At 53.8% G+C, this 16141-nt stretch carries 17 protein-coding genes; 6 read left to right on the top strand and 11 right to left on the bottom strand.

All coding sequences use genetic code 11. The features are described 5' to 3' along the window. Positions 1–55: 55 nt before the first annotated feature. Positions 56–1345, bottom strand: a complete 1290-nt coding sequence (gene aceA, locus ABFZ83_RS11330) for an isocitrate lyase (protein WP_411816663.1) — start codon at positions 1343–1345, stop codon at positions 56–58. Positions 1346–1586: 241 nt separating this feature from the next. On the opposite strand from aceA, the gene ABFZ83_RS11325 reads away from it, so the two are divergent. From ABFZ83_RS11325 to ABFZ83_RS11315, 3 genes are all read left to right on the top strand, one after another. Further along, positions 1587–2999, top strand: coding sequence for a helix-turn-helix domain-containing protein (locus ABFZ83_RS11325; RefSeq protein ID WP_411816662.1), 1413 nt, complete (start codon positions 1587–1589; stop codon positions 2997–2999). 88 nt (positions 3000–3087) lie between these two features. Then, the gene (locus tag ABFZ83_RS11320) at positions 3088–4962 is read left to right on the top strand and encodes a DUF885 domain-containing protein (RefSeq protein ID WP_411816661.1); all 1875 of its coding nucleotides are present in this window, start codon (positions 3088–3090) and stop codon (positions 4960–4962) included. Between the two features lie 53 nt (positions 4963–5015). After that, positions 5016–5807 carry a glycosyltransferase family 2 protein gene (locus ABFZ83_RS11315; RefSeq protein WP_411816660.1) on the top strand — a complete coding sequence of 264 codons (792 nt, stop codon included), beginning with the start codon at positions 5016–5018 and terminating at the stop codon, positions 5805–5807. Here the strand turns inward: ABFZ83_RS11315 and ABFZ83_RS11310 are convergent. The 4 genes from ABFZ83_RS11310 to ABFZ83_RS11295 all read right to left on the bottom strand — a co-directional run bounded on the left by ABFZ83_RS11310 (position 5804) and on the right by ABFZ83_RS11295 (position 8946). Beyond that, positions 5804–6283 carry a CC0125/CC1285 family lipoprotein gene (locus ABFZ83_RS11310; protein WP_411816659.1) on the bottom strand — a complete coding sequence of 160 codons (480 nt, stop codon included), beginning with the start codon at positions 6281–6283 and terminating at the stop codon, positions 5804–5806. The two genes, ABFZ83_RS11315 and ABFZ83_RS11310, sit on opposite strands and share 4 nt — an antisense overlap. A gap of 86 nt (positions 6284–6369) precedes the next feature. After that, positions 6370–7164: a polyphosphate kinase 2 gene (ppk2, locus tag ABFZ83_RS11305; protein ID WP_411816658.1), complete on the bottom strand. Its 795-nt coding sequence runs from the start codon at positions 7162–7164 to the stop codon at positions 6370–6372. Beyond that, the gene (locus ABFZ83_RS11300) at positions 7161–8078 is read right to left on the bottom strand and encodes an Hsp33 family molecular chaperone (RefSeq protein ID WP_411816657.1); all 918 of its coding nucleotides are present in this window, start codon (positions 8076–8078) and stop codon (positions 7161–7163) included. The genes ppk2 and ABFZ83_RS11300 overlap by 4 nt, the downstream gene beginning before the upstream one ends. Positions 8079–8085: 7 nt before the next feature. Then, on the bottom strand, positions 8086–8946 hold the full coding sequence (locus ABFZ83_RS11295; protein WP_411816656.1) for an ABC transporter permease: 861 nt from the start codon (positions 8944–8946) through the stop codon (positions 8086–8088). A gap of 245 nt (positions 8947–9191) precedes the next feature. On the opposite strand from ABFZ83_RS11295, the gene ABFZ83_RS11290 reads away from it, so the two are divergent. Beyond that, positions 9192–9704, top strand: a complete 513-nt coding sequence (locus ABFZ83_RS11290) for a GcrA family cell cycle regulator (protein WP_411816655.1) — start codon at positions 9192–9194, stop codon at positions 9702–9704. A 54-nt stretch (positions 9705–9758) separates the two neighbouring features. Here ABFZ83_RS11290 and phoB read toward each other — a convergent pair whose 3' ends face one another. From phoB to ABFZ83_RS11270, 4 genes are all read right to left on the bottom strand, one after another. Continuing rightward, the gene (gene phoB / locus ABFZ83_RS11285) at positions 9759–10448 is read right to left on the bottom strand and encodes a phosphate regulon transcriptional regulator PhoB (protein ID WP_411816654.1); all 690 of its coding nucleotides are present in this window, start codon (positions 10446–10448) and stop codon (positions 9759–9761) included. 116 nt (positions 10449–10564) lie between these two features. Continuing rightward, positions 10565–11287 (bottom strand): phosphate signaling complex protein PhoU, encoded by a 723-nt coding sequence (phoU, locus tag ABFZ83_RS11280; RefSeq protein ID WP_411816653.1) that lies wholly within the window; start codon positions 11285–11287, stop codon positions 10565–10567. Between the two features lie 185 nt (positions 11288–11472). Beyond that, on the bottom strand, positions 11473–12858 hold the full coding sequence (locus ABFZ83_RS11275) for an ATP-binding protein (protein WP_411816652.1): 1386 nt from the start codon (positions 12856–12858) through the stop codon (positions 11473–11475). Positions 12859–12871: 13 nt separating this feature from the next. Continuing rightward, entirely contained in the window at positions 12872–13309 is a 438-nt protein-coding gene (locus ABFZ83_RS11270) for a hypothetical protein (RefSeq protein ID WP_411816651.1), read from the bottom strand. A gap of 161 nt (positions 13310–13470) precedes the next feature. On the opposite strand from ABFZ83_RS11270, the gene ABFZ83_RS11265 reads away from it, so the two are divergent. Beyond that, positions 13471–14658, top strand: coding sequence for a PQQ-dependent sugar dehydrogenase (locus ABFZ83_RS11265; RefSeq protein WP_411816650.1), 1188 nt, complete (start codon positions 13471–13473; stop codon positions 14656–14658). 4 nt (positions 14659–14662) lie between these two features. Here ABFZ83_RS11265 and ABFZ83_RS11260 read toward each other — a convergent pair whose 3' ends face one another. Then, entirely contained in the window at positions 14663–15133 is a 471-nt protein-coding gene (locus ABFZ83_RS11260) for an MmcB family DNA repair protein (RefSeq protein ID WP_411816649.1), read from the bottom strand. Positions 15134–15191: 58 nt separating this feature from the next. Then, complete coding sequence (locus tag ABFZ83_RS11255; protein WP_411816648.1) at positions 15192–15512, bottom strand: 2Fe-2S iron-sulfur cluster-binding protein; 321 nt, start codon at positions 15510–15512, stop codon at positions 15192–15194. Positions 15513–15666: 154 nt separating this feature from the next. On the opposite strand from ABFZ83_RS11255, the gene tsaE reads away from it, so the two are divergent. Then, positions 15667–16131 (top strand): tRNA (adenosine(37)-N6)-threonylcarbamoyltransferase complex ATPase subunit type 1 TsaE, encoded by a 465-nt coding sequence (gene tsaE, locus ABFZ83_RS11250; protein WP_411816647.1) that lies wholly within the window; start codon positions 15667–15669, stop codon positions 16129–16131. Positions 16132–16141: the final 10 nt, after the last annotated feature.

Raw genomic sequence — 16141 nt, 5'->3', positions numbered from 1 at the left:
CGGGGTCACGGCGGCGGGTGCATCCTCCCTGAAAAGAGGCACCTAAGTCCGTAGCTTACTCTGCTGCGGGCTTGAATTGAGCGGTCTCTGTGGATTCGTTCATCGCAGTTGTTGATGATTGACCGCCCGAAAGGGTATTCGCAACGAGGTCGAAATAACCGGTGCCGACTTCGCGCTGGTGACGCGTGGCTTCATAGCCATCTTTTTCAGAAGCAAATTCAGCCTGCTGAAGTTCCGAATATGCCGCCATGCCGCGATCACGATAGCCGCTTGCCAGCTCGAACATAGAGTGGTTGAGCGCGTGGAAACCAGCCAGCGTAACGAACTGGAACTTATAACCCATCGCGCCAAGCTCGCGCTGATATTTCGCAATAGTGTCTTTGTCGAGATTGGCTTCCCAGTTGAACGATGGCGAGCAGTTATAGGCCATCATCTTGCCAGGATAGGCTTTTTGAATGGCTTCGGCGAAGCGGCGTGCCTCGTCGAGATTTGGTTTCGATGTTTCCCACCATAGCAGATCGGCACATTTCGCGTAGTTCAATCCGCGTGCGATACAGTGGTCAACGCCCATGCCTTCTTTAAGGCGGTAGAAGCCTTCTGGTGTGCGGCCCTGATCAAAGTCGATGAATTCATGATCGCGCTCATCAATGTCTGATGTGATCAGTTTCGCTGACTCGGCGTCAGTACGGGCAACGAGAACAGTCGGGACACCCGCAACATCGGCCGCAAGACGCGCCGCATTCAGGTTGCGCTCATGGGCTTTGGTTGGGATAAGAACTTTACCGCCAAGGTGGCCGCATTTCTTTTCAGAGGCGAGTTGGTCTTCAAAGTGAACACCAGCCGCGCCAGCTTCGATATAGGCCTTCATGATTTCGTAGCAGTTGAGCGGTCCACCAAAACCGGCTTCGGCGTCTGCAACGATTGGCAAATAGTAATCGCGCTTTACGTCGCCTTCGGAATATTCAATCTGGTCGGCGCGTGACAGCGCGTTGTTGATACGCTTTGCCAGTTCCGGGCCGGAATTGGCTGGGTACAGCGATTGGTCAGGATAGGTTTTCGCCGCAACGTTTGAATCGCCAGCTACCTGCCAACCGGAAAGATAAATCGCCTTCAGGCCGGCTTTCGCCATTTGAACTGCCTGATTACCAGACAGCGCGCCGAGGGCGTTGATGTAATCTTCTGATTTAAGCAGTTCCCAAAGCTTGCGTGAGCCGCGCTCCGCGAGTGTGTAGGCGATTGGAACCGAGCCGCGCAGGCGCTCAACATCAGCGGCCGTGTAATTGCGCTCGATACCGTCAAAGCGGTCTTTCGGGGTATCCGGGATGAGTTTGGAAAAATCAGACATGAAAAACTCCTTTTGAAAATTCGAGCGCTGTCGCCCTTTCTTGCGGCGACCATAAGCAGCCAATATGGCGCTGCACAACGAGACTCAGGTGCGGTTGTGTGTAGAAATGCGTTCTGTTTTGTAATATTGTAAGATTTGTCACATAATGATCCATAGCGTTAATAATGCTTTGACTATAACGAAGCCGAAACGATGTAAGTTTTCACCGATTTTGGTGCGTTTAAAGTAGGAAAGCCGGGGTATGGCCAGAGAAACCAAGCCGCTATATGTGGGCCCGCGCGTTCGGCGGATCCGGCGCGATCTTGGCCTGACGCAGGCGCAAATGGCTGCGGATCTCGAAGTTTCCGCGTCCTATGTCACCTTGATTGAGCGAAATCAGCGCCCCCTGCCTGCGGATCTATTGTTGCGCATGGCGGAAACCTATGGGCTGGACCTGAGCGCATTTGCCTCGGGTGAAGACGATATTTTCAACCAGCTTGAGGCCATGTTGGTTGATCCGATTTTTCAGGAATTATCGATCACCAAAGAAGACGTCAGGGATTTAATGTCGGCGAACCCGGCAATGGGGGAGGCCGTTGCGGCGCTTTATGGTGCGTATCGCACAAGCCGAACCTCGGCGATCGAAGCGCGCGCCGCCGGTACATCTGGCGGCGTTGATTCCGTCGAAGAAGCGCGGGACTTTATCACCGTCGCGCGAAACTATTTTCCTGCGCTTGATGAAATGGGCGAAGACATCGCGAATGCGTTGTCGAATGATGGCGGAAATCTATTCGAGGCAACGGCGCAGCGCTTTAAAACGCGACACGGCTTGACCGTTCGTGTCCTCCCTTCGGATGTGATGGTTGGTGCCTATCGGCGGCATGACCGCCATCGAAAACAAATTCTTGTTTCCGAAGCGCTGGATCAGGCAAGCCGTTCTTTTCAGTTGATCCTACAGTTAGCGTTGCTCGAAGGGCGTGAACAGCTCGATATGGTCGTCAATCAAGGCGCATTCGAAAGCGATGCGGGGCGGCGCTTGACGCGGGCGGCGCTCGCAAATTATCTCGCCGGGGCGATCATGTTGCCCTATCGAAAATTTCATCAGTCAGCGGAAGAGCTGTCATATGATGTTGAGGCCATGGCGCGACGGTTCGGCGCGAGTTTTGAGCAGGTGTGCCATCGCTTGACGACGCTACAACGGCCCGGCGCAGAAGGTATTCCGTTCTTTTTCCTGCGTATCGATGCGGCAGGGAATGTATCAAAACGTTTTTCCGGTGGGGTGTTTCCTTTCGCCCGTTATGGCGGGTCATGCCCTTTGTGGAATCTCCATGATACATTCCGTACACCAAGAAAAATTCATACCCAGCTGATTCAGCTGCCAGACGGAGAGACTTATTTCTCCATCGCGCGAACGGTTCATGGCGGCGAGGGCGGGTTTAACGCGCCCAAGGCCGAGCGGGCGGTTGCGCTCGGCTGTGAGCTTAAATATGCGGAAAGGCTCATCTATGCGCAGGAGACGAACCTGACCGAAGCGGCGCGTACCCAAATCGGCGTCACCTGCCGGTTGTGTTCGCGCCCGGCCTGCGCGGCGCGCGCGCACCCGCCGCTAGAGCGCCGGTTGATTGTGGACGAGCATCGCCGCCTGGCGACGCCATTCAGTTTCGCATTTGATTAGATGTTGCGCGGGTTGTCGCCCGAGCGTCAATTGCTTAGCTTGCTGCCAAGCGCTCGATGGGCGCATTGATATTAAACGGAGTCCCTGAATGACTGCACAATTGAACAAAATCTTATTGGTTTCCGCCGCCAGTCTTGCGCTGATCGCCGGATGTGGCCGCGACGCCGGAACCACAACGAACACGTCGCCCACCGCCGCGGCATCAGAAGCGCAGACAAGTGCCACTGAGACCGGGCAGACTGCAAAAATCAACCAATGGTTTGAAGAGCAATTTGAGGCCAGTGTCGCGCGGTCGCCAATGACCCAGACATTTCTTGGCCGCAAAACCAATTACGACAAATGGGACAATGCGACCGAAGAATTCGAACAGGAATCCTATGAGCTACAAATGGCGGCATTGGAAGAAATGCGCCAGCAGTTCTCACTCGGAAAGCTCGACCCGTCAGCGCAGCTATCATACCGCTTGTTCGAATATGAAGCCGAACAGGAACAGCGAAATGAGCCATTTCGGAATCACTGGTATGTGTTCAGCAATTTCCGCGGGCCGCATTCTTCTGCGCCAGCATTTTTGATTAATCAGCATAGGGTCGATACGCTCGAAGACGCAGAGGCCTATGTTGCGCGGCTCGAAGGGATGAAAGAGTATCTCGCGCAAAATCAGGAACGGGCCGAAGCCCAATATGAGCGCGGGATTTATCCGCCGAAATGGGCCTTTGCGAAGATGATCGAGACATCACGCAATATTATTTCCGGTGCGCCCTATGATGATAGCGAACGCGAGTCGACGCTTCTCTCGGATTTCAACAAAAAAATTGACGCGCTGGATATTTCCGACGAGCAAAAGCAATCGCTGAAATCGCGCGCCGAGCAAGCCATGATTAATTCGGTCAAGCCTGCCTATGAGGCGCTGATCGATATGTTCCAGACGCAGGCCGCAAAGGTCAATAATGATGATGGCGCATGGAAGCTTCCTGATGGTGAAGCCTATTACGCCAACAGATTACAATTGATGACCACGACCGATATGTCGGCGGAAGCGATCCATGAATTGGGCCTCTCGGAAGTTGCGCGTATTCATGACGAAATGAATACCATCAAAGAGCAGGTCGGTTTTGACGGCACTCTGCAAGAGTTTTTCGTCTATATGCGCGAAGACCCTGAAGGAAAGTTCACCTATCCGAATACGGAACAAGGGCGCGAAGATTATCTCGCAAAGGCCACGGAAATAATTGACGTGATGCGTGGCCGTCTTGACGAGTTGTTCTTTACAAAGCCAAAAGCGGAATTGATCGTCAAGAAGGTTGAGCCATTCCGGGAGAAATCAGCGGGCAAGGCATTCTATCAGCGTCCTGCGCCTGATGGATCACGCCCGGGCATTTATTATGCCAATCTCTACAATACGGCGAATATGCCGACCTATCAAATGGAGGCACTGGCCTATCACGAGGGGATTCCGGGCCACCATATGCAACTTGCGATCATGCAAGAGCTTGAAAATGTACCAAGCTTCCGCCGCTTTGGTGGATTTACAGCCTATACGGAAGGTTGGGGCCTTTATTCGGAATATATCCCCAAGGAGATGGGTTTCTATTCCGACCCCTATTCAGACTTCGGCCGCCTTGCGATGGAGTTATGGCGCGCGGCACGATTGGTTGTTGATACCGGGCTTCATGACAAAAAATGGACCCGTGAAGAGGCAATTGACTACCTCTTGGAGAACACGCCAAACCCTGAGGGTGATGTGGTTATGGCCATCGAGCGCTATATCGCCATGCCCGGTCAGGCAACGGCCTATAAAATTGGCATGAACAAAATTCTCGAATTACGCCGACGCGCAGAAGCGGCCCTCGGTGAAGATTTCGATGTTCGTGCTTTCCATGATGTTGTTCTGAAAGACGGGGCGCTCCCGCTTGCTATTCTCGAAGAGCAAGTTGACGCCTGGATCGCAAAGCAACAAGCGTAATCAAGTATCAAAACGGCGCGCCCTAAAAGGTGCGCCGTTCTCCCGGTTGGGTTATGAACAACAACATCCCTTTGCCAATATCGGTCTATATCCGCACGCTTAATGAGGCGCGGCTGATTGGCGATGTGGTGCGCGCAGCCAAGCAACTCGCTGACGAAGTGGTTGTTATTGATTCCGGTTCAACGGATGAAACGGTTTCAATCGCAAAAGATTTGGGCGCGCGGGTGATCGAACAAGACTGGCTCGGTAATGGCTATCAAAAGCGATTTGCAGAAGAGGCATGCCAGCATGACTGGCTACTTGATCTTGATGCAGATGAAATTGTAACGCCGGAACTGGCGGGCGAAATACGGAATTTATTCGCGAATGGTGAGCCGCCACATAAAGTCTTTAAGACCATGCTGGCGCTTGTGCCGCCGGTCGGGCGGGCTTGGAAAGATTTTGGCCTTCAAACTCGGTATAAGCTATATGACCGACGCGCAATTCGTATGCCTGCGCATGAGGCATGGGATCAATTTGAAATCCCGTCGGATATGCCGGTAGGGCGCTTGGATAACCCAATCCATCATTATGCGTTTACGGGCGCTGAGCAGTTCCTATCCAAGCTCAATCGTAATTCGTCCGTGCGGGCCTCGGTTCTGCCGCTAAAATCATTGCCCTATCTGGGCTTGCGGATTGTTTTTGGATTGCCACTTTATTTCGCCAAAAAATATATCTTACAACAATATTTTCGTGGCGGTGTTTACGGCTTTGCGTTGGCGCTGATGTCGGCGCTGGGACGGTGGCTGCGAGACGTGAAAATGTGGGAACGGGCGCGCCGTGACGCGCGCCCTAAAAGTGATTAATAGCGGGTTCTGCCGCGAGTATAGTCGAGCACCTGTCGCGCGTCGTAAACGCTTGCGCTTCGAGGCGGCGGGTTATTGCCCATAATGACTTCGATAATCACTACGGCATCATCATCGAAACGTTGGTCGAACCGTGGTCGCTCATAATAGCGATCATTATAGGAGCGGAACCGGTCATAGCGTTCGAAATCATCATCGCGGAAGGTTCTGTTGCGGCTAATGATCTGGAACCAGTCATAGCGTTGATTGAGCGTTACTTCGGCGGCGCGGCGTAAGGCCCAGTCTTGCGCCAGTTCCAAATCGCCATTTTCGATGCGGTATTGAACGCGGAACCGGTTGTCATCTATGCGGTATTCGGAATAACCGGAATCCGATGACGAGCGCGCTGGTTCATAGACCGGTCCGTAATAACCGGATGCGCAGGCTGACAAGGTAATTGCGCTCAGCGCGATTAATGAGAATCTGTGTTTTTTCATCACGCACTCCCTTAGATATGCGTGACGACAACAATGTCAAAAGTTAATGGTTCCAGCTTTTGAAAAAACCAAGTCCGATCAGCAATCTAATCATCATCGGCATAATAGTCTTTGACTAAATTCAACTGATCAAGAGACGGTTCAATATAATCGCTGTCTTTGATGTCAGGGCGCGGCGGCAGTTTGATCGGATCAAACGCCTCTTTGTTATATTCATAGGGAACCCGGTCCAGAATAGCGCGAATGATATTGAGGCGCGCTTTTTCTTTATCGTTTCCATCAACCACCAGCCACGGCGCTTCATCCGTGTGCGTAAGTTTAAACATTTTGTCGCGATAGCGGGTGAACTCGATCCACAAATCCCGCGCTTTCAGGTCGATGGGTGAAAGTTTCCAACGTTTTCGCGGATCGTTCGCCCGGTCTTGGAAACGTTTTTCCTGTTCCTCCGCCGATACATGAATCCAGAATTTGATCAAAATCATGCCGCTATCGATCAGCATCTTCTCGAATGCCGGGACCTCGCGCATAAAATGTTCGTGCTGTTCCTGGGTGCAGAACCCCATTACGGGCTCTACGACCGCGCGGTTATACCATGACCGGTCGAAGAGAACGATTTCCCCGCCTGCGGGCAAATGTTTTACATAGCGCTCGAAATACCATTGTGTCTGTTCGCGATCAGACGGTTTAGGAAGCGCAACGATACGCCAGATCCGCGCATTCATCCGCCTCATGATGGTTTTTATTGCGCCGCCCTTGCCCGCTGCGTCACGACCTTCGAATATGATCGCGACTTTCAACCCTTTACGCGAAACTGTTTCTTGCAGTTTCGCCAGTTCGAGTTCTAGCGGTTCCAGCTCTTTGGCAAAGCGCTTTTTTTTCATGAGGCGATGGGGGTACCTTCTGGTGTGAAGCGATAGGTTTGACGGCAAAACTCACAGGTGACGTTAATCGCGTCATCTTCAACCATATCGCTTAGTTCTTCTTTTGAATAGCGCGCGAGAACAGCAGACACTTTCTCCATCTCGCAGCTGCACTCTGCGCGGAGCGGCTGCGGGTCAAAGGCGCGCACGCCATCCTCGTGGAACAGGCGATAAAGCAAGGTTTCCGCATCAATTGAAGGATCAAGCAACTCGTCGTCTTGCGTGGTTTCGATAAAGGCCCGCGAGCGATCCCAAATTTCCTGTTCTTCGCTATCGAGCAATACCGCTTCGCCGCGTTCGCGCGTGCCGCCTTCGCCCGGTACGAATTGGGCCATGATGCCGCCAGCGCGCCACTGCTCTTTTTGGCCGGGTTCCTGAATGCGCCCGACCGCAAGTTTTATGACCGTGGGGATTTGTTCTGACTGCTTGAAATAAGATACCGCAGCCTCGGCGAGGGTTTCACCTTCGATGCCGGTAACGCCCTGATAGCGATCCATATCCGCACCCTGATCAATCGTCATGACGATTGATCCTTTGCCTAAAAGCGCCGCTGCGCCCTTTGGTAAATTGTCGGTGCGTTCCGCCTTCGCGGTTGCGCGCAAGGCACCACCCGCCGAATAGTCGGCAACGACAAGTGATGCCGGGCCGTCGCCCTGCGCTTGGAAAATCAGCTTGCCATCAAATTTCAATGCGGCCCCCATCATCGCAACAAGGGCTGTGGCTTCGCCTACCAGTTCGCTTAACGGATCGGGAAATGCATGCGCGCTTAGTATTTCATCGATTGAGCCAGAAAGCCGGACCATGCGGCCGCGAACGGCGGTATCGGCAATCTGAAACGGGAGAATGAAATCGGTATGTTGGGCAGTCTGTGACATGTAATCCTTAGTCTTTAATCTTGTAGCCAATGCGCAGGAGCGTATAGGCGGCGAAGGCAAATATGGCAGCGAGGCTGAATGTAACCAAGACACCGGTCATCGCATTTGCTTCGTGTACGCCGGTGAATCCGGCGCGGAAGCCGTCGATCAGATAGTAAACCGGGTTGTAATGGCTGATCGTGCGGAATGGTTCAGGCAGGTTTTGTATCGAATAAAAGGTGCCCGATAAAAAGGTCAGCGGCGTAATGACAAAATTTGTAACCGCAGCGAGCTGATCGAATTTGTCCGCCCAAATCCCGCCAATCGTACCAAGGCTAGCAAAAATAATCGCGGCGGCCATCGAGAAATAAATAATTGCCCAAAAGGCTTCTATCGCCATCGGTGCGCCGCTTGCGGTCATAAAGCCCGCGCAGGTGATCGCCGTGATCGTACCGACCATGATGCCGCGTGTTGCGGCGCCCGCAACCAAAGCAACCGTCAATTCAAAGGCTGACAGAGGCGGCATCAATACATCAACGATAGAGCCCTGAACCTTAGCGATAATTAATGACGAGGACGAATTCGTGAAGGCATTGGTCAGTACCGCCATCATGATCAGGCCCGGTGCCAGAAATTCAATAAAAGGTACGCCGTTCACATCCGGGCGTGCGGCGCCAAATGCTTGTGTAAAGACAATCAGGAACAGGAGCGTCTGGATCACCGGGGCGATCACCGTTTGAAAAACCACCTTCATGAAGCGGCGGACTTCCTTGAGATACAGCGTCCACAAACCGAGCCAATTGATCGCGCCAAATCGACGTGCGCCAAAGCCCGTGTTCAGGTCGAGAGATGGAATTTCGGATTCTTTAGAAGTGTCTGTCGTGCTCATCTCGGATGCCAATTTTCCTTGCTGCGTTGCAACGGTGTGTGCGCGCTATAACCGGTTCTCGTCAAGTATGACGATTTATCAACATGTGGTGGGCAAAAATATGTGGGGGCGCCATGTTGTGTTTTTCAACCTATAGGATACTATATTTAGGCGCCCAGGGAGCGGCGTTTATTCACTACACTAAATATTGATATTAAGACCAGCGCGGGAGCGCTTTCCGGAATCAACGCGAGGAGAAGGTCGAAATGGCTTGGACGGATGAGCGGGTGGAGCTTTTGAAAACCCTTTGGGCGGAAGGGCTCTCGGCGGCGCAAATAGCAAATAAAATGGGTGGCGTGACGCGTAACGCCGTGATCGGCAAGGTGCATCGTCTTGGTCTTTCGGGCCGCGCGACGCCAGCAAAGCCGCAGCGTGGTTGCGGACCAACACAACAAGAGCCACGGGAAGAGACCGTCGCGGCCAAACCGCAACGCTCTGAAATCAAATCAGTTATCCCGGAAGTTGATACAATCACACCGGTTGTTCTTGATACCGGCGCAATGACCACCGTTGCGACGATCAAAAACAACATGTGCAAATGGCCAATCGGCGATCCGGCGAAAGAAGATTTCCATTTCTGCGGACAGCCTGCGGCGATGGGCAAGTCTTATTGCTCGCATCATGCTCGGCTCGCCTTTCAGCCGCCACAGCGCCGGGATCGTCCGGTGGTGCGTCGTCCAGCGGCTGCGATCCTCGAAAAACGTCGCGCAGCGAGCTAAGACCTTCCGCCGACAAACGATATTAAAAAGCCCGCCAATTGGCGGGCTTTTTTGTTAGCTCATATCAAGGGCGTAACCGGCGGACCGAACCGTCCTGATGGCATCGCCTTGTTTGTATTTATTGAGCGCTTTGCGCAATCGTCCGATATGAACGTCCACGGTGCGCACTTCCACAAAGACGTCAGAGCCCCAAACCGCATTCAAGAGTTGCTCGCGCGAGAATACACGGCCCGGATGTTGGATCAGGTGATCGAGCAACCGGAACTCGGTTGGCCCGAGATGAATTTCTTTGCCGCCGCGCGTTACCTTGTGCGATACGCGGTCGATGGAAATATCGCCGCATTCAACCGTATCATCGGCGAGCCCAGGGCGGATACGCCGCAAGATCGCTTTCACGCGGGCGAGTAACTCCGCCGTCGAAAATGGCTTTGTCAGATAATCATCTGCGCCGGTTTCCAGCCCGCGAATGCGATCCGCTTCTTCGGACCGGGCGGTGAGCATGATGATCGGAATGTTTCGGGTTTCCGGTTTTGCGCGCAAACGGCGGCAAACTTCGATGCCCGAAACCTTTGGCAGCATCCAATCAAGGATGATGATGTCAGGCGAAAATTCTTCCACCTTTAAAAGGCCATCTTCGCCATCGGCGGCGATGGCGACTTCGAACTTTTCTTTCGTGAGATTGTATTCAAGAAGCGTCGAAAGCGCGTCTTCATCTTCGACGATCAAGACTTTTGTCTCGGGCATGCCGGCACGTCCCATTTTGTTGGTGCATCGGGTGATGACGCGATGCCAGAACGCGGATCATTCCGGTCGCTCCGGCCGTAAGACGTCACCGACCCATATGCGGATCCTGTTACTGTCTAAACCGAGCCCGCTTTAGGGGGTGAAACAGTGATTGTCGAGGTCTTGTCACCCTTTGGTCGAGAATCCATAATACGCGATCCGGTCAGCAGGTAATGAAGCGCTTCGGCGATATTGGTTGCGTGGTCGCCTACCCGTTCAAAATTCTTTGCGGTGAAGACGAGATGTGTGCACGCATTGACCTGTGCGGGGTCACGCATCATCGCAACGAGAATTTCTTCGAATACGGAATTATAGAGCTCATCAAGCTCGTCGTCGCCGCCCCAAACCGCTTTGGCGGCGTCCAAATTCCGCGCGGAATAGGCTGTCAAAATATCAGAAATCTGACGAAGGCTCGCGCGGCCCATACGGGCGACGCCAGAGGTTGGCCGCGCCGGTGCTTCCATACTCACGACCAATGTCCGTTTCGCGACGTTCTTCGCAAGATCGCCAACGCGTTCTAGTTCACCGGCGATTTTGCTCACTGTCATGACTTCGCGCAGAGCTTCTTCCGGCAAGGGGCCGTTAAGAAGAAGGTCCATGACTTTGTTTTCGATTGCCTGATCGAACTGATCGATACGCTCGTCGCCAGCAATAATTTTTTCTGCCGTCGGGATGTCGCGACGTTCAAATGCACCGATTGCGCCTGCCAATTGGCTTTCGACCTGCGCGGCCATGCGCGACAAAGAGGTCTCAAGCTCAAGACGTTCAGGATAAGATTTGCTGGGCGCGGAAATAGGCATGTTTTTGTTTTCTTTAGTGTTTTGACGCTTCTTTGCTCGATCGCTTTGCGCACAATGGCAAATTATTGCGCCGAAGGACCGAATACATGGGGATTATTTATGACAGTTTCTTGTCTGGTCAAACGAAAATGCGCAACAGTTGCGCATGATCGCTTGCCTGCCGGAGCGGCTAATCCACCAGAATTTTATTTTGCCGCGTGAAAGTGACAGGTGAATGACGCGCCGTTCGCCGGGCGACTTTCGATCTGAAATCCACCTTTATGGCGGTTCATGATGTGCTTCACGATGGCAAGGCCAAGACCGGTGCCGCCGCTTTTGCGGCTGCGTTCCACGCTGACCCGATAAAAGCGTTCGGTTAGGCGCGGCAGGTCACTGCGCTCAATGCCAACCCCAAAGTCACGGACCTGAACATAGACGAGATCATCGACGGGTACACCGAGGCGCGCTGCAACCTGTTCGGCACTGTCACCGGCGCGGTGCGCAGGCGGTCCATCTTTGAACGGCGTTGGCGCGGCACCGCGGCCAACCTTGACTTTTACCATGGGCGGTTCGCCGCCATATTTTACGCCATTGTCCACGAGGTTCTGGATCGCCTGAAAAACTTCGTCATGATCGGCGCGAATGTCTGTGGGCTGATCGGTTTCTTTGGTGAAGTCAACGATGGCTTCTGACGCTTCGAACAAAGGTGTCAGGCTTTCAATGACGTCTTTGGTGACTTCAGCGAGGTCAAGGCTTTGTCGCGGCGGGACATGTTCGTTTAGCTCAATGCGTGAGAGCGACATCAGGTCAGCAACCAACCGCTGCATGCGTTCAGCCTGAGCCTGCATGACGGAAAGAAATTTGTCATGGGCTTCGGGATCGTCTTTGGCGGGGCCGCGAAGCGTCTCGATAAACCCTAAAACAGAGGCAAGCGGCGTTCTGAGTTCGTGGCTGGCGCTCGCAATAAAGTCGGCGCGCATTTGCTCAACGCGGAGTTCGCTCGTCAGGTCACGAATAAAGACTAGCGCCCTGTTCGGCTCGTCGTCGCCGGTCTCGATCGGCGTAATATGGGCGCGGCAAGTGCGCTCCACGCCGCCAATCGTGGTGAACTCAACGGTCACCGGTTCGTTGCTGGTAATTACATTTTCTGCGGCCTCGAAAACCGATGGGGCGCGCAGAACCGATGCAAAATGCCGTCCGCTTGCCTCGGTCATGCCGACAAGATCGAGCGCAGCCGGGTTCGCGTGTTCCACCATGCCGTCCGCATCAAGGATAAAAAGCGGTTCGGGCAATGCGCGGGCAACACCCTGCGCCATACGAAGGCGCGCGAGTTCGGCTTTTTGTGCGCTCAATTCGGTTTCGATGATCCGTTGCACGGGGGCGGCCCAAACCCGGCCCGACGAAAAGCGATACCGAACCGACAATGCTGCCAAGAACGCGGCCCATGCCAGAACGGCCAAACGCCAATCGGCTAATTGCGCAATAATCAACGCAACGCACACGCCGGCACTAATGCCGATAGCCCACATGAAATCCCGCGATCGAACGCGCGCGGCCGTATTGCGGATAAGGGTGGCGAGATTATTCTGCATATTGCTGGGGGTTCTATCGCGGCCTAAGCATGGCGAAAAGCCCGCCGCCCAAGAAACCTGCAAAACATTGCAAAGAAATACCCAAAGCATCCCGTGCGCCGCCGATAACACCAGCGCCGCCACCGAGCTGGCTTTCGATCAAAACGATCAAGAGTGCTATCGCCGCGGCCCCGGCAACCGGATAGGCGATCGGTGCAAGTGGGGTGAGGATTCGTTTAACACCAGCCGCAACCGCGAACGCGATCAGCAGAGCAATAGTGATTGTTGCGCCATATTGCCAAAGCCCGCTCAGATTACTCGTATAGTAATCAAGCTTTTGACCGGCTGTGAATTCCATGCCGATGGCCGACTGTTTTGCGATGACTTGCTGGGTGTAGAATATCGCGGCGGACACATAGGTCACGAGAACGGCAATAATAAAGGCGATTGCTGTTTTTGCGATCTTCATCATTCCAACCCATCTATTTGCGCGCCCAACTTAGCACCATTTTATGTCAGCGCTAACTCGTATAACATAGGGGTGGCCAATTCGCGGGACGAAATATTGACCGCAATCACCGCCTGCGCCTACCCATAGAGATCAAATTTGCCAATTCACTGAAAGGGTTAACGATGACCAAGCGATTCTTGATGATTAGCTGTGCTGTATTGATGACTGCCTGTTCTGGCGAAAGTGGTGCGGGCCCAACTTCGGCAAAAGGCGGTGGCGATCCTGCTCTGCAAGAAACCTTGGCCGATCCAGCGCCGGAAGGTGAGCTCGCACTTGATGTTGAGGTGCTGGCCGAAGGCTTGGCCAATCCGTGGTCGATTGCGTTCTTGCCCAATGGCGACATCCTTGTAAGCGAGCGGGCGGGACGTTTACGGATTATTCGCGATGGCAATTTAATGCCAGACCCGGTGTCGGGATTGCCTGAAATTCATCCGGGCCGACAAGCGGGCCTTTTCGATATTCTTCCGCATCCGAATTTTTCGGAAAATAACTGGCTGTATCTTGCCTATGCCCATGGCACTGACCGCGCCAATGCGACGCGCATTGCGCGGGCAAAATATGCTGATGGCGCGCTTGGCGAAGTCGAAGTCCTATATGATGCGGTTCCGGAAAAAGATACGAACCACCATTATGGCGGTCGTCTTGTGTGGGGCGGCGATGGCAAACTTTATGCGACGATCGGTGAAGGGTCGAAATATAAAGAAAAGGCACAAGACATGACCAGCAGTTTCGGGTCTGTTGTGCGCCTCAATGAAGATGGCACCATCCCTGATGATAACCCTGTCTTTGGCGAAGGGACGCGGCCTGAATTGTTCACTAAGGGGCATCGCAATGGTCAGGGTTTCACCTATGATGCCGAGCGCGGCATTTTATGGGAAACCGAGCATGGCCCGCGTGGTGGTGACGAGCTGAATATCATTGAAGCCGGCAATAATTACGGCTGGCCACTAGCCAGCTATGGCATCGATTATAATGGTGCGAAAATTACACCGTTTACGGAATATGAAGGTACGACCCAGCCGGTGAAATATTGGACGCCGTCAATCGCCGTTTCAGGTCTCGCGGTTTATCGCGGTGACCTGTTCGCCGATTGGGAAGGTGACTTGCTGGTGGGGGCTATGGCGGGTGCCGCGCTTCACCATATCGAAATGGACGGCGACAAACCGGTGGGCGAGGCGCGTTATTTGCTCAACCGTGGTGAGCGCGTTCGCGATGTGCGTGTGGGGCCGGATGGTGCGATTTACGTGGCGACGGAAATGACCAACGACCCTGAGCCGACGGGCAAGGTTTTACGGCTCACGCCACAATAGGGGTCTAAGGCATTTCCGGTGCGGCAAGGGCGCGACGGGCCGCTTGCCGCGCAAATCGCAAAGTGATCGCTTTACGGCGTGCAGGGGCGAGTTGGCGTTGCGCCGGCGGGCGAATGACGGTCGCCCCAAAATCATCCGCGATGATTAGCCCTTCTTGCGAGGGTAAAAGATCAACCGGAAATTCCTGATCGACGGCGAAATAAAACTCATCGCAATAATCGAGATATTCAGGCCATTTCTGATCGGTTTCGAAATCAGCCCGGCATGATTTTATTTCAGCCATGACCAATTTACCGCGCCGGTCGAGCGCGGCGATATCCGCCCGCCGCTTGATGGGTAACCTGAATTCCGCGATGGGGCTAAGGCCCAAATCCACAAATAGCCGCATCACCCCGCGTGTCAGGGATAGGGTTCGGTCGGGGCGGGTCAGAGGGTCGGGCTTGGCAATCGTGCCTATTGGTGCAATGTTCCGCATTTGTTCATAAAACAGCGCAGATCATTGCAGGTCAAGTGAGTTGGCTCAAATGGAAAGATTAGCCCTGGAATTCAGGCAGGCGCACGACCAGACCGTCAAGTTCTGTGGTGACTTTGATCTGGCAGGAAAGGCGCGAGTTCTCTTTCGGCTCATAGGCGAAATCGAGCATCGACTGTTCCATGGTGGCCGCTTTTCCGGTCTTTTCCTGCCACGCTTCGTCCACATAGACATGGCAAGTGGCACAAGCGCAGGCCCCGCCGCAATCTGCGTCGATACCGGGAACCATATTTTTAACAGCGGCCTCCATCACGGACGCGCCTTCGGCGGCCTCGACGGCATGTTCAGTTCCGTTTTGTTCGATGAAGGTAATTTTTGGCATGGGGCTCGTCTGTAGTTAGTGGGACATGTTTACGAATGGTTGGATGTAAGGCCTTAGCATGGGAGAGCAAGTCTTTTATGCCTCAGTGCGGCGATTGATGTGACTATTGGGGGATTTGTTGCGCTCTGCGCGGCAGCAATATCTTTGGGAAAGCATGACGACGTTTGAAATTGAACTGCCGGACGAAGCCGCAACCAGCGCCTTAGGCGCGAAAATGGCCCCTATGCTCCGGGATGGAGACATTCTGCGGCTCAGTGGTGATCTGGGGGCGGGCAAGACGACATTTGCCCGCGCTATCATTGCGGCGCTCACCGATACCAAAGACGCCCCAAGCCCAACCTATATGTTGGTCGAGACCTATGATGCCGACCGGTTCCAGCTATGGCATTTTGACCTTTATCGGCTCGATGATCCGCGCGATGTCTGGGAATTGGGGCTCGAAGAAGCGCTGGATGATGGGGTGGTGCTGGTGGAATGGCCCGATCGGATTGACGGCTTATTGCCCGAAAACAGCCTTGGATTACGCATAGAAACAGCAGCAAATGGCAAGGCGCGGCGGGTTACCCTGCATGCGGACGCGGCATGGGCAACGCGCCTGAAGGAAGCGGGAATCGTATAAAGTGGACGGC

Origin of the sequence: Hyphococcus formosus (assembly GCF_046736345.1) — a bacterium.
GTDB lineage: Bacteria > Pseudomonadota > Alphaproteobacteria > Caulobacterales > Parvularculaceae > Hyphococcus > Hyphococcus formosus.
Note: the sequence above shows the minus strand (reverse complement) of the source record. Positions and strands in the feature narration are given on the sequence as shown.